This window comes from Tardiphaga sp. 37S4, from assembly GCF_021044645.1.
Classification (GTDB): Bacteria; Pseudomonadota; Alphaproteobacteria; order Rhizobiales; family Xanthobacteraceae; genus Tardiphaga; species Tardiphaga robiniae.
In genome coordinates, this window is record NZ_CP088008.1 from 5,937,404 (window position 1) to 5,955,787 (window position 18,384).

The window sequence follows — 18,384 nt, forward strand, 5'->3', positions numbered from 1 at the left end:
GCAGCAGGGCATGAGTCTCTTTCAACTCCTCAACGGCCTGACTTTCGCCGCGCTGCTGTTCGTGGTGGCGAGCGGCTTCACGCTGATCTTCGGTCTGCTGCGTATCGTCAATCTCGCGCATGGCGCGCTGTATCTGTTCGGCGGCTATATCGGTTATAGCGTTGCGGTGAAGACCGGCAGCTTTGTCGTCGGTGGTATCGGCGCCATGGCGGCGATTGCGGCCATCGGCTTCGTGCTCGATCAGGGATTGCTGCGCTTCGTGCGCGGCAATGAGCTGCGGCAGGTGCTGCTGACGCTCGGCGTCGCCTTTTTCCTCAACGATCTCGCGCTGGTGATCTGGGGCGGCGACAGCTTCACGGTGCCGATCCCGGAGATGTTGCGCGGCGGCACGCGGGTGTTCGGCACCTTCTATCCGATCTACCGGTTGTTTGTGCTGGGGATGGGCATCTTCGTCTTCATCGGCCTATGGGTGCTGCTCAATCATACAAGGCTCGGCGCGCTGATCCGCGCCGGCGTGGACGATGCCGAGATGGTCGAAGCGTCCGGCGTGAATATCCGCCGTGTCTTCCTCTTCACCTTCCTGTTCGGCTCGGCACTGGCCGGCCTTGGCGGCCTGATGGGAGGCGCGTTCCTGTCGCTCTATCCCTCGGCGGACGCGGAAATCCTCACCTTCAGTCTCGCCGTCGTCATCATTGGCGGGCGTGGCAGCCTCGTCGGCGTCGGTGTCGGTAGCTTGCTGGTCGGGCTCCTGAATACGCTCGGTCAGGTGATGTTCCCCGAGCTCGCTTATTTCGTGATCTTCGGCCCGATGGCGGTGTTGCTCGCATTCCGTCCGCTCGGCCTGTTCGGACGTGCCACATGACACAGCCCGTATCCAAAACGTCCGTTCTCGCCGGCATGACTAGCCGTGCGCTCGTCATCGCCGCGCTGGTGGTGATCGTCGCAGCCTGCCTGCCGATGGTGCTGTCGAGCTATCAGGTCGGCCTCGCCACCGAAGTGTTGATCTTCGGAGTCCTTGCCATGTCGATCGACATTCTCGCCGGTTTTGCCGGCCGGACTTCCCTCGGGCATGGTGCCATCTTCGGTGTCTCGACCTATGTCGTCGTTTATGCGACCGGCCAGGCCGGTCTGTCGCCCTGGACGGGCTTCGCGCTCGGTGTGCTGGCGGCGACCGCGGTGGCCTCGATATTTGCGCTGCTCGCCGTGCGCACCTCTGGCGTCTATTTCCTGCTGCTGACGCTGGCGCTCGGCATGATCGTGTGGGGCGTCTGCCTGCGCTGGACGCAGGTCACCGGCGGCGAGAATGGCATGCGCGCCGATGTGCGGCCGGCGGCCCTGATGAACCACAGCGCGTTCTATTGGGCGGTGCTCGCCGGCGCCGTCATTGTATCTTTTGCCATGTGGCGGTTCGTGCGATCGCCGTTCGGCCTGACGCTGCGCGGTATCCGCGATAGCGAAAGTCGCATGCGCAGCCTCGGTTACAATGTGCCGCTGCATCTGTTCATCGGCTTTACGGTGTCCGGCATCTTCGCCGGTATCGCCGGGGGCCTCTACGCGATGTTCAACAATTTCGTCAGCCCTTCGACCGTCGCGCTCGCGCAATCGGTGGAAGGCGTGTTGATGATGATCGCCGGCGGTGTCGGCACGTTGTTCGGCGCCTTTGTCGGGGCAGCGGCGATCATCGTGCTGGAAAACATCGTCAGCTCTTACACCGAACGCTGGCTGATGGTTCTCGGCATCACATTCGTTCTCATCATGATCTTCGCCCCCGAGGGCATCATAGGCAAGCTGCGCGCGATCACCTCGCGCAAGGTGCGATAAGTCGGTTTCACGTTTCAATCGGGTTGCTCACGAAAGGACTTCGAGATGGATCGCAGGCAATTTCTCAAGAACACGACGGCGGCCGTCGCTGCCGCGGGCGTCGGCGTCGCTCCGTGGCGCTCCGCACAGGCCCAGGCCGGCCCGATCAAGATCGGTCTGTTGGCGCCGCTGACCGGCGTTGTCGCGTCGGGCGGCAAGGAAATGGTCGAGGGCGTGCAGTTCTATCTCGATCAGGTAAAGAACGAGATGGGCGGCCGCAAGGTCGAGCTGGTGATCGAGGACGATGCGTCGAATCCCGACACTGCTCTGCAGAAAGCGCGCCGCCTGGTCGAGCAGGGCAATTGCCATATGCTGATCGGCAACCTGCTCGCCAATACCGGCCTTGCTGTCGCCAACTACGTCAAGGGCACCGGAACGCCCTACTTCATTCCGATTATCGCGGCTGACGATCTCACCCAGCGCGCCCGCATCAAGAACGTAATCCGCGTCGCCGGCTATTCAGCCAGCGCCTTCACCCATCCGTTCGGCGATTGGGCCCTGAAGCAGGGTTACAAGAAGATCGCCACCATCAGCCAGGATTACACCTTCGGCCACGAACAGTGCGGCGGTCTCGCCCAGGTCTTCACTGAAGGTGGCGGGCAGATCGTGCAGCAGTTCTGGCATCCGCTGAACACCGCCGACTTCAGCCCCTATCTCGGCCAGCTCGCCGATCTCAAGGTCGACGCGATCTTCGCGATGGAGACCGGCGCGGACTCGACTCGTCTGATCCAGCAATACGCGTCCTTCGGCCTGAAGGAAAAGACGCCGCTGTTGATGGCGATGAACGGCACCGACCAGTCGGTGATCCGCACCATGGGCCCCGAATGCGAAGGCATCATCGCAGCGGCACATTTCGCCGAAGGTTCGGACGTCCCGACCACGGCAAAGTTCGAGAAGGATTATGAGGCGAAGTACGGCAAGATCCCGTCGCTCTACGGTTTCTCGATGTATTCCGGCATGATGTGGATCGATGCCGCGCTGAAGAAGATGGGCGGCAAGGTCGAGGACCGCGAAACCTTTATCGATACGGTACTGAAGACCGAGCTCGACAATTCGCCGCTCGGCAAGACCGTGAAGTTCGACGACTACGGCAACCCGATCTACGACGTCTACATTCGCAAGGTCGTCAAGCGCGCCGATGGCAAATACTGGAACGTGCCGATCGAGACCTATCCGAATGTCTCGCAATTCTGGAAGTACGATCCGGCGACCTATCTGAAGCAGCCGCCTTACTCGCGGACCTTCCAGGGCATCAAGAAGACCTGATTCAATATTGCTGACATCGAGGCGCGGCCGTATCGCCGCGTCTCGTTCACTGGGAATTATTCGTGTCCGAACCGATCCTGACGCTGACAGATGTGGTCGTGGCCTTCGATGCCTTGCGGGCGGTCGATGGCGTCAGCCTGATTGTGCCGCGGGGCCAGCGCCGCGCCATCATCGGCCCCAATGGCGCCGGCAAGACCACATTGTTCAATGCCATCGCCGGCGCGCATCCGCCGACCTCCGGCAAGATCAAATTCAACGGGCATGATGTGTCCAGACTGCCGCCACACCGGCGTGCGCAGCTCGGCATCTCGCGCACCTTCCAGATCACCAATCTGTTCCCCACGCTGAGCGTGCAAGACAACATGATGCTGGCGCTGCGCGGATTGAAGCCGAAGAAGTTTTCGCTGTTCGGTTCGCCCGATCCGGACGATAGCGAGGCTACACGTATCGCGGCCGCGCTGAATGCCGCACGGATCGCCGAACGCGCGGACATCATCGTCAAGGAAATGTCCTATGGCGAGCAGCGTCAGCTCGAAATCGCGATTGCGCTGGTGACGACGCCGACCATGTTGCTGCTGGATGAGCCCGCGGCCGGCCTGTCGCCGTCGGAGCGCTCGATGATTGCCGACGTGATCCGCTCGCTCGACCCGGCAATTACGGTGATCCTGATCGAACATGACATGGATCTGGCGCTCGGTCTGGTTGACTACGTCACCTGCATGTTTGAGGGCCGTGTGCTGGTGGAGGAGCCGCCGGAAGGCATTCGCCGCAACGCCAAGGTCCAGGAAGTCTATCTCGGGAAGCCGCGTCATGCTTGAGGTCAAGGATCTGCACAGCGGTTACGGCGACGCGGTCGTGGTGCGCGGCGCCTCGCTTGAGGTGCGTCCTGGCGAGATCGTGGCGCTGCTCGGTCGCAATGGTATGGGCAAGACCACCTTCATTCGCTCGATCATGGGCCTGACGCCGCCGCAGGTGCGCTCGGGCACCATTACCTGGCGCAGCGATAGCCTTATTGGTCTGCGTCCCCATGATATCGCCAATCGCAAGATTGCGATCGTGCCGCAGGGGCGGCGGCTGTTTCCGTCGCTGACGGTGACCGAACATCTGACCATGCTAAAGAGCGCGCGCGCCAAGGATGGCTGGACGCTCGATCGCGTATTCAGCATTTTTCCGCGGCTCGCCGAGCGCCGCCACCACCGCGGCGGCCAGTTGTCTGGCGGTGAGCGCGGCATGCTGGCTGTGGGCCGTGCGCTGATGATCGATCCCGAATTGATCCTGATGGACGAGCCGTCCGAAGGTCTCGCGCCGGTGATGGTGCAGCACCTCGAGAGCATCATTCTCGATCTTAAAAAGGAAGGGTTGTCGATCCTGCTGGTCGAGCAGAATCTCTACAGCGCGCTGGCGGTCGCCGATCGCGTCTACATTATGGAAACCGGGCAGATCGTGCATCACGGCACGTCGCAGGAACTGAACCAGCAGACTGATGTGCTGTTCCAGCGCCTCGGCGTGCATTGAGGTGATCATGAGCGAAGACCTGTTGCATCAAGTAGCCGCCGAATTGAACAAGGCGCCTAGCGCCGCTGAACGCACACCGCGCATGACGGAGCCGGTCGTGGAAAACAACACGCGGGTCGCGAATGCGTCTATTCAAGACATGGCGTTCGATTCGACGCCCTACGCCTATCAGGCGTGGCTCGTTGGCATGGACAAGCGCTGATGCAGAGCGCAATCGCAGCCCTTGATCTCTGCGCTCTCGCGGATGCTGTCGCCAAAGGCGAAGTCACGTCCGTGAAGGCGACAACGGTGGCGCTGGAACGGCTCGATCTGATCGGCCGCAAATTGCATGCCGTGGTGCGGCTTGACGACGAACGGGCGCTGGACGCCGCCGAAGCCGCCGACAAGTTGCGCGTATCGGGGGCGGCATTACCAGTACTGCATGGCGTGCCCCTTGCACATAAAGACCTCTTCTATCGCGCCGGTGATCTGTCCGGTGGCGGCTCAAAAATCCGGGCGGACTTTCGCGCCGACGTGACAGCCACGGTGATCGCTCGGCTCGATGCCGCCGGCGCGCTCGATCTCGGCCGGCTGCAGCTGGCTGAATTCGCCATGAGTCCGACGGGCTATAATGAATCGCTGGGACATGCACGCAACCCATGGAATCCGGGGCATGTGCCGGGCGGCTCGTCCTCCGGTTCCGGCGTCGCCGTCGCCGCGCGCCTCGTGACCGGCTCGCTCGGGACGGATACCGGCGGTTCACTACGTCATCCCGGCGCGATGTGCGGCCTGATCGGGCTGAAGCCGACCTGGGGACTGGTTCCGACCGATGGTGTGATGCCGCTATCTGCCTCACTGGATTGCACGGGACCTCTGGCTCGTACCGCACGGGATGCCGCGCGACTGCTGTCGGTGATCGCGGATCGCGACTATGAAGCGACGCTCGACAGGGGTGTGACCGGGATGCGCATCGCAATTCCCGGTGGGTACTACCGCGAGCTCCTGCATCCGGATGTGGCGACTGCGCTCGACGAAGCCGTGAAGACGTTGCGGTTGCTCGGCGTCACCGTCGTCGAGACCTCACCGCCGGATATGGCCTTGATCAACGCGCTGATGCAGATCGTCATGAGCGTCGAGGCCGCGACGATCCATCGCCGCTGGCTAATCGACCGCCCGCAGGATTATGCCGATCAGGTGCGTTCGCGCATCGAGCCTGGCCTGCTCTATCCGGCGACCCGTTATGTGGAAGCGCTGTCGCTGCGTACGCAGATCACCCAGCAATGGATCGCGTCCTGCATCGGATCCGCCGATCTCGCGCTGCTGCCGGCGATCTCGATTCCGGTACCGACCATCGCGGCGACCACCGAAGGCAATCCCGCCGACGTCGCTGCTGTGATCGGCCAGCTCACACATTGCACCCGCGGCATCAATTATCTCGGTCTCCCCGGAGCGTCAGTGCCGTGCGGCTTCGATGCGGCAGGTCTGCCGATCGCGTTCCAGCTGGTCGGCCGCCCCTATGCCGAGGCCGATATCCTGCGCGCCGCTGACGCCTATCAGGGCGCGACCGACTGGCATCAGCGTGTCCCCGCCAGTGCCGAACTGAACTAAGAAGAAGAGATTTCGAATGCCCATCATTGACATGCACACCCATGCACTCAGCAAGCGCGTCGAACCGTTGGTGGCCGGACATTACGACCCGATGGACAATCCCTATCGGCGCGACATGTCGCCGGCGAGCCGCGAAACTGATGCAGAGCAGGGCAAGCTGCTGCCGGGCCTGATGCTCGACATCGCCAAGCGCCGCGAAATGATGGCGAAGATGGGCGTCGACTTTCAGGTGATCGCGCCGGCACCGGCGCAACAGAACTACTGGGCCGACGAGGATTTGCAATGTGCGCTGTCGCGCGTGCAGAACGAAGACATTGCCGCGCTCGTGGCGCAGGATCCTGCACATTTCGCGGGGATGGGTACGCTGCCGATGCGGTTTCCCGGGCGTGCGGTGGAGGAGGCGGTTCATGCAGTCGAGCAGCTCGGCCTGCGCGGATTCCAGATCGATACCCGCGTCGAAAACCTCGAACTGTCCCATGCCGCCTTCGATCCACTCTATGCGCGGCTTGCCAATCTGCGCATACCGCTGTTTGTGCATCCCCTGGGTTTCTCCCATGGCCAGCGGCTCGGCGATTTCTTCATGGTCAACAGCGTCGGCCAGCCCATCGAGGAGACCATTGCGATCGCCCACTTCATCATGGGCGGCATTTTAGACCGGCATCCGGATCTCGATGTGGTTATCGCTCATGGCGGTGGTTTCTACCCATTCTACGCAGCCCGACTGGATCACGCCTGGAAGGTGCGTCCGGAAGTACGCCGGCTCACGGCAGATGCGCCGTCGACCTATCTCAAGCGGCTCTGGTTTGACACCTGCGTGTTCTCTGGGGAGCTGATCGACAATCTCGTCAAGACGGTGGGCGTGGATCGCGTCATGATGGGCTCGGACTACCCGTTTGACATGGGGGACCCCGACCCGGTGGGGCTGGTCAACAAGGCCAAGCTATCGGACACTGATCGTCAGAAAGTCCTGTTCGGCAATGCGAGCCGGCTGTTCAAGATCGGATAAGCTCCTGCCTCGTTGCGGCAAGGTGCGGCACAAGAGGCAAAACCTGCGATGACGATCCACTTTGATTTCGCCAAGCTTAGCGCGCCGGAGCGCTACAAGTTGCTTTGTGGTCTTGTTGTCCCGCGACCGATTGCGTTGATCACAACCATTTCCGAGGCTGGCGTGGTCAATGCAGCGCCGTTCTCTTTCTTCAATGTGTTCTCCGAAAAGCCGCCGCTGGTGGTGGTCGGCCTGCAGGCCAGGCCCGATCTGTCGGTCAAGGACACGACCCGCAATGTGCGCGCCAATGGGTTGTTTGTTATCAATATGGTGGATGAGGCCCTTGCCAACGATATGGTCGATTGTTCGATCAGCTTTCCATCGGACATCGGCGAACTGGACGCTTTGAAGCTTCCAATGACGGCTGGCATCAATGTGCCGGTGCCGCATTTGGCGAAGGCGCCTGCGGCACTGGAATGCCGAAAAGTGACAATGATGAACTTTGGCGCAGAACGCGACCTACTGGTCGGAGAGGTCCTGGGCATTCAGGTTCGCGATGGTGTTGTCGACCCCGTCACCTTGCGTACGGACTACGATCACTATCTTCCGGTCGCACGCATCGCGGGAACCATGTATGCACGGATGCAAGATCGGTTCGAGATCAAACCCGACAGTTTCGACACCTGGCAACTCCGCAGCTCCCGCTGAGGGAGTTTTGTTCGGGGAGTGCGTCGGAATGCCGGTGGTAGTTCTCTGCGCGTTCGATTAACCGTCAGAGGTGAGAAATCGTCGCTCCTGCGCTTGCATGGGATATGACTGCTGGATGTATCGGAAAACCGTCATTGTTGTCGCGTGGACTACACTTGCATTGATTGCTTTTGCGACTCTGTCACCGATCGGGCTGCGGCCGCATTTTGGCGGCGTCAGCCTTGAGCGCTTCGGCGCATTCGCAGTCGTGGGCCTTTTGTTCGGTCTCGCTTATCCCCGCCATCTCTGGCTTGTTCTGACGCTCGTTGGGGGGGCGGCAGTCGGGCTGGAGGTGCTGCAACATCTGACGCCGGACCGGCACGGCGAGGCGCGGGATGCGCTGGTCAAATTTGCAGGTGGCGTCACCGGCATCGGGATATCGCTCGCGCTCCATCAGACCTTAAAGCGATTTATCACCTTAGGTTGACAATCAGCTGAACTACTCACTGAGGTACGTCAGTTTTTTCCGCGAATCGCGTTTGGTGAGTTCCAGCCTGTGAAGCGCTCTCCCGATGCTTTACATCTCGCGGCTTTAAAAAAAATACGTGTAATCACGGTAGCGCTCTACCCGCGCCCCCTCTTGAGACTGCTAATGGCAGAAATCACACATGTCTCCACATGAAAGTACTTGGCATGTGTAAAAAGACACCGATACAACTTGAAGGATGGTGTATGCCGTGGCGTCTACAATTTGGACGAGCCTAAGAAACGTTTCGGCCAGATTGATGTAGATGGCCGATGACTTTGGTGCGAGGTCTCGAAGCGGACAATTCCGTTGCGTGGAGAAGACGTCGATCTCAAAGGACAACGTATTATGCATCGGCGGTACCAGCATTCGAGCATCCCAACCGAAATCATGCGATCGGTTGTCGGTATTTCCGAAGCCGGCAGTATCACCAAGGCCGCGAAGCTGCTCGGCCTGAGCCAGCCTGCCATCAGCTCGCAGATCAAGCGCATTGAGCACGCGGTCGGCGGCAGTATCTTCCAGAAGTCTGCCAACGGCTCATCGACGACAGAACTCGGAAAGCTCGTTCTGATCCAGGCCAGGAAGATTTTGGAGGCGAACGACCAGTTGCTCTTGCTGCGTGGCGCTTCGCCCGACGATCAGACCATCCGGCTTGGTCTGACCAATTTCTATTCGCAACGCGCAATGGAAGGGATGAGCAAGGCGGCGATGAGCAATGTCTGCATCTATTCAGATAATTCGGCCGAGATCGCGAAAAGCATGCTCGACGGCTACGTCGATGTCGGCGTGTTCCTCAGTATCTCCGATATGCCCGGGGATGCGGCCATCGATGTCATCGCGCAACGCGACGATGAATTGACTTGGGTTCGATCCAGGGATTTTACGTTAAGCCCTGGCGCGCCCATTCCGTTGCTGACCTGGCCGGGGCAGATCGTGCATAACGTCATGATTCAGGCGCTTGAGCGCAAGGGAATGATCTATCGTATCGCATTTTCCAGCCCGGACTATCATGCACGGATCGAGGCTGCGAAGGCGGGCATCGGTTTGACCCTGCTGCCAACGGCACTGATCCCGGCGTCGCTCTTGGCGGCCAATGAGTATTATCTTCCAAAGCTGGCGATACCCAAACTCGTGCTATGCGCGCGCGAGGGTATTCGCAAGAAACACAGCATTCTAATAGAGGAACTACACGTTAAATTCTTCGGTATATAGTTCTCTCATCAGCGCGCGTATCAGAAAACATGATCACCTCATCAAATCCAATGCCATCATCCAACACAATGCAGGCATTGGAGATGATCGATCCCACCAAGTGGTAGCAGAAGTTGTATAGGTAGTTTTCACGCGGTCTTGCGAAACTCAGCGCATGTTGAGATTCGATGCCATTATGAAAAAACTCCTATCGTGTCGACGCGGTTCTTCCGCAGTCGAATTCGCGATGCTGCTTCCCGTCTTCCTGTCGATCGTTTTCGGCATCGTCGTCTTCGGATCATATTTTGCGGTCGTTCACGGTGTTCAGCAGCTTGCCGCCGAGGCGGCACGTTCCTCTGTCGCCGGACTGACCGAGACCGAACGTGGCTCGATCGCATCGACCTATGTCACGTCGAATGCCGCGACTTATCCGCTGATCAATGCGTCAAAGCTGAGCGTCAATGCGGCGACATCGTCGTCGAACGCAAACGTCTTCGTGGTCACGGTCAACTACGACGCGTCGACCATGTTCATCTATTCACTTCCTTTCGTGCCGATGCCTCCATCGCAAGTCTCGCGATCTGCCGCCATTCCCTACGGAGGGTTTTGAGCGATGGAACCGATGCGCGCACTTCTCAAGATGTTTCGCACCGACCAGCGCGGAAATATTGCCATCATGTCTGCGGGCGGCATGATCCTGGCCGTTTGTTGTGCTGCACTGGGTGTCGATATCGGGACCATTGCCGCCGATCGTCGCAAGACGCAGGCTGCCACGGATCTCGCCGCGATCGTTGCGGCCAGCAACTTAAGCAATGCGACAAACGCAGCAAAGGCGGCGGTCACCAGCAATAACTATCCAGCCAGCGCTCTGGTCGGTGTAGAACTCGGAACTTACACAACCAATTCCGCCGTCGCTGCGCAAAGCCGCTTTGTCACGCCAGCGACTGGAACAGCCAATGCGGCGCGGGTCAGTCTTCAGACGGCGACGCCCCTCTACTTCAGCCATTTCTTTACCGGCAGCAACAATTTCACCATCAAGACAACGGCGACCGCAACAACGACGGCCATCGCGTCGTTCTCGATCGGTTCGCGATTGGCATCGTTAAATGGCGGCTTGTTGAATAGTGTTCTCGGATCAATGCTGGGCACGACCCTGTCGCTGTCAGTCATGGACTACAATGCGCTTCTTGGCGCGCGCATTGATGCTTTCACCTTCCTCTCGGCGCTGGCGACGCGCGTCGGTCTGACCGGTGTCACTTATGACACGCTGCTGAATTCGAACATCAAGATCGGGGACGTTCTTGCCGCAGCGCTGAGCGCGCAGCAGGCTACCAATGGCAGCGGCACCGCGACCACCGCACTCTCGACGATATCGCAGGCTTCGGCATCCGTGACGACCAAGATTGCGCCTGGCAAGCTGATCGATGCGGGCCCCTACGCAAACCTGATCGTGGGCGTCAAGCCGAAAGACGGTGTGAGCATCTCGCTTTACGATTTGCTACAGGCAACAGCTGGAATCGCTAACGGCACCAACCAGATCGCCACATCCGTCAATTTAGGTCTGCCGGGCATTGCCAGCGCGTCACTGACGGCGACCATTGGCGCACGGCCACAGGGATCCGGCTGGATTGCCGTGGGCACGCAGGGCGTCAGTGTTCATACAGCTCAGACACGTGTGCTGCTATCCATCCAGTTGATCGGAAGTGGTTCGGCGTCATTGGTCAATCTACCGGTTTATGTAGAGGTCGCGTCGGGCACAGCGACGCTGAACAAGGTCAGTTGCGGCTATCCCAACGTCAATACATCGAGCGTCACGCTTGGCGTTACGCCGGGCATTGTCGATGCATGGATAGGTAACGTCACTATAGCCGACCTCAACAATGTTGCGACCAAGCCGAATCCAGGGCCGGCACCGCTTGTGAATCTCCTGGGTATTCCAATTGTGACGGCAAAGGCCCATGCGGGCATGGGCAACACCACGCCGGTCATCGTCAATTTCAGCTATTCGGATATCACGTCGCAGACGAAGAAGACCGTAAACACGACAAACTTCACGTCGTCCCTGACGGGCAGTCTGCTTGGCGACCTCAACATCAGTGTTCTTGGACTGGGTTTGGCGATCCCGGGTCTTGGTGGACTCGTCACCAGCATCATCAGCGGGGCAACCAGTTCAATCGATCAATTGCTGGCGGCAACGTTGGCAAGTCTCGGCGTCGGAATTGGACAGGCCGATGTGTGGGTATCCGGCATTCGCTGTGACGGCGCAGTGTTAGTGAACTGAATCAGTAACGCGTGAACTTCAATGCCAGCTTTAACAGAAGAGGACTGATAAAATGGGATACGAAGCCGCAATGAACCGCCCCAACGTTAATCGCAAGCGCTCGGTTGTCGTCTCGAAAAAACGCACTAGCGTCAGCCTGGAAGACAGCTTCTGGGCCAGCCTGCAAGCGATCGTTCGCATGGAGAATACCACTATCGAGCACTATATCGAGAAGATTGAGCGCAAGCGCGAAACACCAAATCTATCATCCAACCTGCGTATCGCTGTGCTCGAGTATTTTCAGCAGATTGCTGCACGCAGCTTGACAGCCGGTACGGCCGATCAACCGACGGCTAGCAGCAATGCCAAGCTGCATGACAACCACAACCAGCTGGCTGAAAAGGTAGCGGCCTATTGGGGGCGTGAGGGATCACAGAATCAGCAGCTGGTCGACTAGGTCAGCTGCTCGAACCTTCCAGTTTATTTGATTTGAGAAAACGACGCGCAGTGCCGCGCGACGTCGTTCGTCGACTATTTTACGACAACGGCCGTTTTGGCCACGGAGCGACAGATGTTTAACCGACAGAGCAAGACCGATTTGCAGAATGCGTCGGCGCAAGCGACCGCCATCAGTCGCTCCCAGGCCATCATAGAATTCAATCTCGATGGCACGATCATCAAAGCGAATGAGAATTTTCTCAAGGCGCTCGGCTACACGCTCGATGAGATCAAGGGCAAGCACCACAGTATATTTGTGGAGCCTGCCGTACACGAGAGTGTCGCTTATCGGGAGTTCTGGGGTAACCTTAACAGGGGCGAATTTCAGGCAGGGCAGTTCAAGCGGGTCGCCAAAGGCGGCAGGGAGATCTGGATCGAGGCCTCCTATAACCCGATCATGGACAAGAGTGGTAAGCCGTTCAAAGTCATCAAATTCGCTACAGATATCACAGCGCGGAAACTCGAAAGCCTCGAAGCCTCCGGAAAAGTGATTGCGATCAGCCGTGCGCAGGCGGTCATCGAATTCAATCTTGACGGAACTATCATTACCGCAAACGAGAATTTCCTGAACACGCTTGGTTACGCGCTGTCCGAAATACAGGGGCGGCATCACAGCATGTTCGTGGAAGCCGGTGAACGCGATGGCGCAGCCTACCGGGACTTCTGGGCGCGGCTCGGCCGGGGTGAGTATCAGGCAGCCGAATACAAGCGCGTCGGCAAGGGTGGCAAGGAAATCTGGATTCTCGCGACCTATAATCCGATTCTCAATGATGCCGGCAAGCCGTTCAAGGTTGTGAAATTCGCGACCGACGTGACCCAACAAAAGTTGCTGGCCGCTGATAGCAACGGCCAGATGGCGGCTATTCGCAAGTCGCAGGCGGTCATCGAGTTTCGCATGGATGGCACCATCCTGACGGCAAACCAGAATTTCCTTGATACGGTCGGTTACACGATCGACGAAATCCGGGACCGGCATCACAGCATGTTTGTCGATCCGATAGAGCGATCTGGCGCGGCCTATGTGGAATTCTGGGCGAGCCTCAATCGCGGGACCTATCAGGCCGCAGAATACAGGCGCATCGGAAAGGGGGGGCGGGAGATCTGGATCCAGGCATCCTACAATCCGATTTTCGATCTGAATGGCAAGCCGTTTAAGGTGGTCAAATACGCTGCCGATATTACGGCGCAGGCCATGGCACGCTTGAAAGCGGAGCGCGCTCGTTCCTTGATCGAGTCAGTCGCTGCTGGCAGCGAAGAGATGAATGCATCGATCCGCGAAATCTCCGAGACGATGGTGAAGTCCCGGCAGACGGCAGAATCCGCGGTGCAACAGGTGGAGACGGCGGACATCCAGGCGCAGCGGCTTACCTCGGCTGCACACGCCATGGGAGGCATCGTTGGGCTCATCGGCGACATCACCGGCCAGATCAATCTGCTCGCCCTCAATGCGACCATCGAATCGGCTCGCGCCGGTGAGGCGGGGCGGGGCTTTGCGGTGGTGGCCGCGGAGGTCAAGAATTTGGCCAACCAGGCCAAGCAGGCGACCGACAAGATAAGCAGCGAAATCGAGGCCCTGAACGGTATCTCCGGTGACGTGGTTGGCGCACTGGTCTCGATCAAGCAGGCGATCGAACATGTTAACGAGTTCGTGACCTCGACGGCGGCGGCCGTCGAAGAGCAGAGCACTGTGACCAGTGATATGTCGGACAACATGCAGCGCGCGGCATCTGAACTGGCCTGATGCGCTGAATTTGTACGGCTTTGTTGGATCATCCGCGATTGTGCTATCAATTGCGGATGATCCTGCCGTTCAATGCCGCCACCCGAACAATGATCGAGACGCGCCTGGCCGCATTCACGCGGATCGACAAGGGCCAGTACGCTTCGGGGCTGAAGCATGCGGCGGTGGCCCTTGTGATGGTTAAAGCGGCGACCGAATTGGAGACCTCGCTGTTGCTGACGTTACGCGCGTCCGGTCTGCGCGCTCACAGTAATCAATGGGCGCCTCCTGGCGGTCGCTGCGATCCTGGTGAGACACCCGTGCAGGCGGCAATCCGCGAGTTGCGTGAGGAGCTCGGTCTGCAGCTCACGCAGGATGATGTCATCGGCGTCCTCGACGATTACCCGACCCGCTCCGGCTATCTGATCACGCCTGTCGTCATGTGGGCGCACGACAGAGTTCAATTGATGCCGAACCCCGATGAGGTCGCCTCGGTTCATCGCATTGCGCTGTCGCAGATCGCGCGGCCGCAGGCGTTCGATTTCGTTGCCATTCCCGAGAGCGACCGGCGCCTGATCCGCTACAGCCATTTCGGCCACTTTATTCACGCGCCAACCGCCGCGCTGATCTATCAGTTCAGCGAAGTTCTTGCGGGGCGCACCACCCGTGTGGCCGAGCTGGAGCAGCCGGTCTTCGCCTGGAAGTGATTCTGCTCCCCGGCGCGACGTGTCAGCGCAGGCAGCGTCCGGCCTTGGAAAGACATTGTTCACCAAACTCATCCAACGTCATTTTAAGCGGGGTATGTTTGACCCGCCTGGGACGGGCGCGGGGCGGCGTCCCGCCTCATTCCTCTGCATGGCCGGCTATGCCGGCTGACATCTCGACAGGTCTCATGTCTCATTTGATTCGCACCTTTACTGCCACTGTCCCGCTCGCGGTATTTTTGTTCATGCCGGTCGGTTATGCGCTGGATTCCGCCCAATTACCGGCAGGCGTTGCCAATGCGATGGCGCAGGGCGCCTCGCCGCAGGCCGTCGCAGAATACCGACGCAAGCTTGCGGAATATCAGGAAGCGCGCGCGGCCTTCGATCAGGAGGCCGGTGCCTATTGGGATGCAATCTCTGAGAAGCGAAAAATCCGCAATGCCAAGCGCCGCGACCGCCAGCAGATCACGCTGAATGACTACGTGCTGGAACAGGCGCCGCTTTATGAAGGACCAAAACGTCCGGTGAATCCGGAGCCCGAGGATAGCGATCCGCGCGTCCGCAAGGATCTTCCGGTGGTGGCGGATTTCCTCGCGGCGGCAAGGGAGCAATTTCAGTTCGTGCCGCAGCGGCCTGCCAATGAGATGGAGTTCAAGCGCGCTTATGCTCGTGCCGCCCTGCAGGCCGGGCTGACACGCGACATTGCGGTACGCGTCTATTCCTTCGAGACCGGTGGCAATGGCGGCCATGACATGCAGTCGGGCCTGAACCCGTCACGTCCGGGGTCTCGCGCGATCTCCACCGCTATCGGCTACAATCAGCTGCTCACAGCCAATACGACGACGCTCGTTGCCGAACAGGGGCCTCAGATTTTGAAAGTTCTGACCGAGAAGGCATCGGCGCTCTCGGGCCCGCAGCGTAAGGCGATGGATCACAAGATTGCGGTCTTCAAGCGCATGCAGGCGACTGTGCGCACTGTTCCGCAAAACTGGATCGCTCTTGAGAAGCTTGGCACGACCCCGCAGGGCTGGGCCATGCACGCGCTGGTGCTGGACATGGATGTCGGCCCGCAATTGCAGGTCCACAAACTACTGACGTCAGTGAATTTTGCCCGCGCCCGCGGGTTTGATCGCCCGCTCAGCGCAGCCGAGCTTGAGATGATGAATCTCACTGGCGATGGCAACGGCTTCGATATGGTGACCATGCCGCTGGCGATGCGTGAACAGGTGCCGACGGCGAACTTCTTCCAGCGTGGCGGGTATGAGCGCAATCCGGTGGCGATCCGCCACAATACCGTGGCCAAGCTACTCGCAGTTACCAATGCGCGAATGGACAGCAACAGCAATCTGCCAGGCGCAAAAGAATTGGCCGCGGCTTTTTGAGCCACGGCCAATCTAAGCCTCGTGATGTGCGCTCTCTCGCCGGAGAGCGGCTGGGCTTATGAGTTGCCTGGATTGAAATCGTCGCTTGGTGCTTCTGCCGGCGCGCCAGCTGCAGCAACGTCGGGGCGAGGACCGTGCGGACGGCGGCGACGACGCGGCGGGAAGCGCTCTCCACCAGCATTCTGTTCGAAGCCGCCTGGAGCAGCACCCGGCTGAGGCTGCGCACCACCCGTGATGAAAGAAGGCAGACGATCGACACCATCGCCGACCGGCATCATCGGCTGCGGTTGCGGCTGATATTGCGGCTGGCTCTGCGGCTGATTCTGCTGACGGTGTTCGCGATTATTGTTCTCGCGGGGCTGATAGGGCTGTTCGCCGCGCTGCTGATAGGGCTGACCACCCTCACGCTGCGGAGGCTGCTCGCGCTGCGCAAAGGGCTGCTGTTGTACCGGCACGAAACCGGGCTCGGCACCGAAGTTCGAGTAGCTCTCGCTCTCGTCATCGTTGTCCTCAGGCGGCATCTCGTTTTCGGTGCGCGGTTGCGGCTGATTCTGCCGGAACTGCTCCTGCGCTGCGGCGATCAGGCGGAAATAGTGCTCGGCGTGCTGATAGTAGTTCTCGGCAGCAACGGGATCGCCGGAGCTGCGTGCATCGCGGGCGAGCTGGACATACTTCTCTGCGACGTGGGAGGCGGTACCGCGGATCTTGATGTCGGGGCCATTCGATTCGAAGACCCGGGTCATCGGGTTCTGGCCGCGCCGATTGTTATTGTTATTATTATTATTGTTGTTGCGGTTGTTGTTGTTCCGCATCCGCTTGTTGTTGTTGTTCTGACCGTTTCGCATGTGTCGCCTTCAGTTATCGATCCAGAGTGTCACAGAGCTATGTTTCAAAGAGATGATTGCCGCAGCACATTGCGGGATGCGGACGCGTGAAGCGCCCGAATCGTCGTGCAGACCTTTGCTGCATCGATCTTGCCGTCATTCGCGTTCAACAAAGACGCGTTCCCCAACCGCCCGCTGACCATGCCAGCCGGACCAAATCACCCACCTGCCGAAACAAGGTCAGGCTTCTGTGCGTGAAGTTTAAAGCGCAATATCAGGCTTTCGTTCGCTTTGCGGTCGCGAGCAGCGCAGCTCTCTCAGCCATCGCGCTCAACCAAACCTGCCTGTTGGAACCTTTCACCCGGACGGGCTCTCTAGCGAGAATTCTGGCTTCCTGCCGCAAATCTACGGGGCGAGCCAACCCTGAACCGATGTTGTGACAGGAAGGTAGTCGCTCCCCGGGGATATTCCAAGTGGTTTTTTCTGTCGCAAGAAGGCTTTATCGGGGCTTTTTTTGTCCCGATACCGCCCTGCGAATGCCGCCTAGATCGGCTTTGGCCGGCCCCGGCAGGGTTAACCCGGACACCGTCATCAGACCGGCGACATCGTCGCTTTGGTCGTGGCCCACCTCGACCACCAGGAGGCCGCCGGGCACCAGCAACCGGGCGGCTTCGGGGGTGAGGGTTCGATAGGCATTTAGTCCGTCTTTTCCACCATCCAAGGCGCGGAGCGGGTCGTGGTCGCGCACCTCGATGTCGAGGTCGGCAATGTCGGCCGAGGGAATATAGGGCGGATTGGAGACGATCAGGTCGAAGCCGCCGGCCAGGGCTGAGGCATAGTCGCAGACAGCGAAATGGGCGCGCTCGATCAAGCCGAGTTGCGCAGCGTTGGAGCGAGCCGTTCGCAGGGCGTCGAGATTGATATCGGTCGCAATGCCGGTGGCGTTGGTTAACTCCGAAAGCAGCGCCAGCAGGATTGCGCCGGAGCCTGTGCCGAGATCGGCGATCACAAGCGGACGGTCACGCGGACCTGTCGCATCGAGAAGTTCGAGCGCCGCCTCGACGAGTGTTTCGGTATCGGGACGGGGCACCAGCGTGTCGGGCGATAGCTGCAGCGGCAGACCCCAGAATTCTTTCATGCCTAGGACACGGGCCACGGGTTCGCCATCGATGCGGCGTCGTGCGAAGCGGGCAAGTTGGGCCGCTTCATTGGACGTCAAGATGCGATTCGCAGCCGAGATCAACCCGGTCAGATCGAGTCCGAGCGCGTCGCCTGTCAGCAAGCGCGCGTCGAGTTCCGCGGAATCGATGCTGTGGGTGCGGAGCAGATTGGTCAATGAGCGTCGTGCGTTCTCGACGCTCTGTCCGGCGAACATGTCG

19 protein-coding genes are annotated in these 18,384 nt (G+C 59.7%); 17 read left to right on the forward strand and 2 right to left on the reverse strand.

The features are described from left to right. The first annotated feature begins 10 nt into the window (after positions 1 to 10). From LPB73_RS28195 to LPB73_RS28275, 17 genes are all read left to right on the forward strand, one after another. The gene (locus tag LPB73_RS28195; RefSeq protein ID WP_149530020.1) at positions 11 to 862 is read left to right on the forward strand and encodes a branched-chain amino acid ABC transporter permease; all 852 of its coding nucleotides are present in this window, start codon (positions 11 to 13) and stop codon (positions 860 to 862) included. After that, the gene (locus LPB73_RS28200; RefSeq protein ID WP_231078933.1) at positions 859 to 1,821 is read left to right on the forward strand and encodes a branched-chain amino acid ABC transporter permease; all 963 of its coding nucleotides are present in this window, start codon (positions 859 to 861) and stop codon (positions 1,819 to 1,821) included. Before LPB73_RS28195 ends, LPB73_RS28200 begins: the two co-directional genes overlap by 4 nt. Before the next feature lie 45 nt (positions 1,822 to 1,866). Further along, positions 1,867 to 3,126 (forward strand): ABC transporter substrate-binding protein, encoded by a 1,260-nt coding sequence (locus LPB73_RS28205; RefSeq protein WP_089267737.1) that lies wholly within the window; start codon positions 1,867 to 1,869, stop codon positions 3,124 to 3,126. A 62-nt stretch (positions 3,127 to 3,188) separates the two neighbouring features. Beyond that, on the forward strand, positions 3,189 to 3,944 hold the full coding sequence (locus LPB73_RS28210; protein ID WP_231078934.1) for an ABC transporter ATP-binding protein: 756 nt from the start codon (positions 3,189 to 3,191) through the stop codon (positions 3,942 to 3,944). Next, on the forward strand, positions 3,937 to 4,641 hold the full coding sequence (locus tag LPB73_RS28215; RefSeq protein WP_231078935.1) for an ABC transporter ATP-binding protein: 705 nt from the start codon (positions 3,937 to 3,939) through the stop codon (positions 4,639 to 4,641). The genes LPB73_RS28210 and LPB73_RS28215 overlap by 8 nt, the downstream gene beginning before the upstream one ends. 7 nt (positions 4,642 to 4,648) lie before the next feature. Continuing rightward, entirely contained in the window at positions 4,649 to 4,843 is a 195-nt protein-coding gene (locus LPB73_RS28220) for a hypothetical protein (protein ID WP_231078936.1), read from the forward strand. Then, positions 4,843 to 6,228, forward strand: coding sequence for an amidase (locus LPB73_RS28225; protein WP_231078937.1), 1,386 nt, complete (start codon positions 4,843 to 4,845; stop codon positions 6,226 to 6,228). The genes LPB73_RS28220 and LPB73_RS28225 overlap by 1 nt, the downstream gene beginning before the upstream one ends. 16 nt (positions 6,229 to 6,244) lie before the next feature. After that, positions 6,245 to 7,234 (forward strand): amidohydrolase family protein, encoded by a 990-nt coding sequence (locus tag LPB73_RS28230; protein WP_231078938.1) that lies wholly within the window; start codon positions 6,245 to 6,247, stop codon positions 7,232 to 7,234. Positions 7,235 to 7,246: 12 nt separating this feature from the next. Continuing rightward, on the forward strand, positions 7,247 to 7,921 hold the full coding sequence (locus tag LPB73_RS28235; RefSeq protein WP_231078939.1) for a flavin reductase family protein: 675 nt from the start codon (positions 7,247 to 7,249) through the stop codon (positions 7,919 to 7,921). A gap of 115 nt (positions 7,922 to 8,036) precedes the next feature. Then, positions 8,037 to 8,387 (forward strand): VanZ family protein, encoded by a 351-nt coding sequence (locus LPB73_RS28240; RefSeq protein WP_231078942.1) that lies wholly within the window; start codon positions 8,037 to 8,039, stop codon positions 8,385 to 8,387. A gap of 348 nt (positions 8,388 to 8,735) precedes the next feature. After that, positions 8,736 to 9,638, forward strand: a complete 903-nt coding sequence (locus LPB73_RS28245) for a LysR family transcriptional regulator (protein WP_231078944.1) — start codon at positions 8,736 to 8,738, stop codon at positions 9,636 to 9,638. Between the two features lie 175 nt (positions 9,639 to 9,813). Next, entirely contained in the window at positions 9,814 to 10,227 is a 414-nt protein-coding gene (locus tag LPB73_RS28250; protein WP_231078945.1) for a TadE/TadG family type IV pilus assembly protein, read from the forward strand. A 12-nt stretch (positions 10,228 to 10,239) separates the two neighbouring features. Beyond that, positions 10,240 to 11,898, forward strand: coding sequence for a TadG family pilus assembly protein (locus tag LPB73_RS28255; protein ID WP_184512189.1), 1,659 nt, complete (start codon positions 10,240 to 10,242; stop codon positions 11,896 to 11,898). A gap of 52 nt (positions 11,899 to 11,950) precedes the next feature. Further along, complete coding sequence (locus LPB73_RS28260) at positions 11,951 to 12,334, forward strand: ribbon-helix-helix domain-containing protein (protein WP_231078946.1); 384 nt, start codon at positions 11,951 to 11,953, stop codon at positions 12,332 to 12,334. A gap of 114 nt (positions 12,335 to 12,448) precedes the next feature. Beyond that, positions 12,449 to 14,116: a methyl-accepting chemotaxis protein gene (locus tag LPB73_RS28265; protein WP_231078947.1), complete on the forward strand. Its 1,668-nt coding sequence runs from the start codon at positions 12,449 to 12,451 to the stop codon at positions 14,114 to 14,116. Between the two features lie 56 nt (positions 14,117 to 14,172). Next, entirely contained in the window at positions 14,173 to 14,802 is a 630-nt protein-coding gene (locus tag LPB73_RS28270; RefSeq protein WP_231078948.1) for an NUDIX hydrolase, read from the forward strand. 242 nt (positions 14,803 to 15,044) lie between these two features. Further along, entirely contained in the window at positions 15,045 to 16,181 is a 1,137-nt protein-coding gene (locus tag LPB73_RS28275; RefSeq protein ID WP_231081274.1) for a D-(-)-3-hydroxybutyrate oligomer hydrolase, read from the forward strand. 56 nt (positions 16,182 to 16,237) lie between these two features. Here the strand turns inward: LPB73_RS28275 and LPB73_RS28280 are convergent, their stop codons facing one another. Together LPB73_RS28280 and prmC are read right to left on the reverse strand one after the other, a co-directional pair. Continuing rightward, positions 16,238 to 17,026, reverse strand: a complete 789-nt coding sequence (locus LPB73_RS28280) for a DUF4167 domain-containing protein (RefSeq protein ID WP_231078949.1) — start codon at positions 17,024 to 17,026, stop codon at positions 16,238 to 16,240. Between the two features lie 478 nt (positions 17,027 to 17,504). Further along, a complete protein-coding gene (gene prmC / locus LPB73_RS28285; RefSeq protein WP_231081275.1) occupies positions 17,505 to 18,380 on the reverse strand; it encodes a peptide chain release factor N(5)-glutamine methyltransferase in 876 nt (291 codons plus the stop codon). Between the last annotated feature and the right edge of the window lie 4 nt (positions 18,381 to 18,384).

Bases quoted from the DNA above. Each gene is read 5' to 3' on its own strand.
- LPB73_RS28195 (WP_149530020.1), top strand. From the start codon at position 11: ATGAGTCTCTTTCAACTCCTCAACGGCCTGACTTTCGCCGCGCTGCTG.
- LPB73_RS28200 (WP_231078933.1), top strand. From the start codon at position 859: ATGACACAGCCCGTATCCAAAACGTCCGTTCTCGCCGGCATGACTAGC.
- LPB73_RS28205 (WP_089267737.1), top strand. From the start codon at position 1,867: ATGGATCGCAGGCAATTTCTCAAGAACACGACGGCGGCCGTCGCTGCC.
- LPB73_RS28215 (WP_231078935.1), top strand. From the start codon at position 3,937: ATGCTTGAGGTCAAGGATCTGCACAGCGGTTACGGCGACGCGGTCGTG.
- LPB73_RS28220 (WP_231078936.1), top strand. From the start codon at position 4,649: ATGAGCGAAGACCTGTTGCATCAAGTAGCCGCCGAATTGAACAAGGCG.
- LPB73_RS28225 (WP_231078937.1), top strand. From the start codon at position 4,843: ATGCAGAGCGCAATCGCAGCCCTTGATCTCTGCGCTCTCGCGGATGCT.
- LPB73_RS28230 (WP_231078938.1), top strand. From the start codon at position 6,245: ATGCCCATCATTGACATGCACACCCATGCACTCAGCAAGCGCGTCGAA.
- LPB73_RS28240 (WP_231078942.1), top strand. From the start codon at position 8,037: ATGTATCGGAAAACCGTCATTGTTGTCGCGTGGACTACACTTGCATTG.
- LPB73_RS28250 (WP_231078945.1), top strand. From the start codon at position 9,814: ATGAAAAAACTCCTATCGTGTCGACGCGGTTCTTCCGCAGTCGAATTC.
- LPB73_RS28255 (WP_184512189.1), top strand. From the start codon at position 10,240: ATGCGCGCACTTCTCAAGATGTTTCGCACCGACCAGCGCGGAAATATT.
- LPB73_RS28260 (WP_231078946.1), top strand. From the start codon at position 11,951: ATGGGATACGAAGCCGCAATGAACCGCCCCAACGTTAATCGCAAGCGC.
- LPB73_RS28265 (WP_231078947.1), top strand. From the start codon at position 12,449: ATGTTTAACCGACAGAGCAAGACCGATTTGCAGAATGCGTCGGCGCAA.
- LPB73_RS28270 (WP_231078948.1), top strand. From the start codon at position 14,173: ATGATCCTGCCGTTCAATGCCGCCACCCGAACAATGATCGAGACGCGC.
- LPB73_RS28275 (WP_231081274.1), top strand. From the start codon at position 15,045: ATGCCGGTCGGTTATGCGCTGGATTCCGCCCAATTACCGGCAGGCGTT.
- LPB73_RS28280 (WP_231078949.1), bottom strand. From the start codon at position 17,026: ATGCGAAACGGTCAGAACAACAACAACAAGCGGATGCGGAACAACAAC.
- prmC (WP_231081275.1), bottom strand. From the start codon at position 18,380: ATGTTCGCCGGACAGAGCGTCGAGAACGCACGACGCTCATTGACCAAT.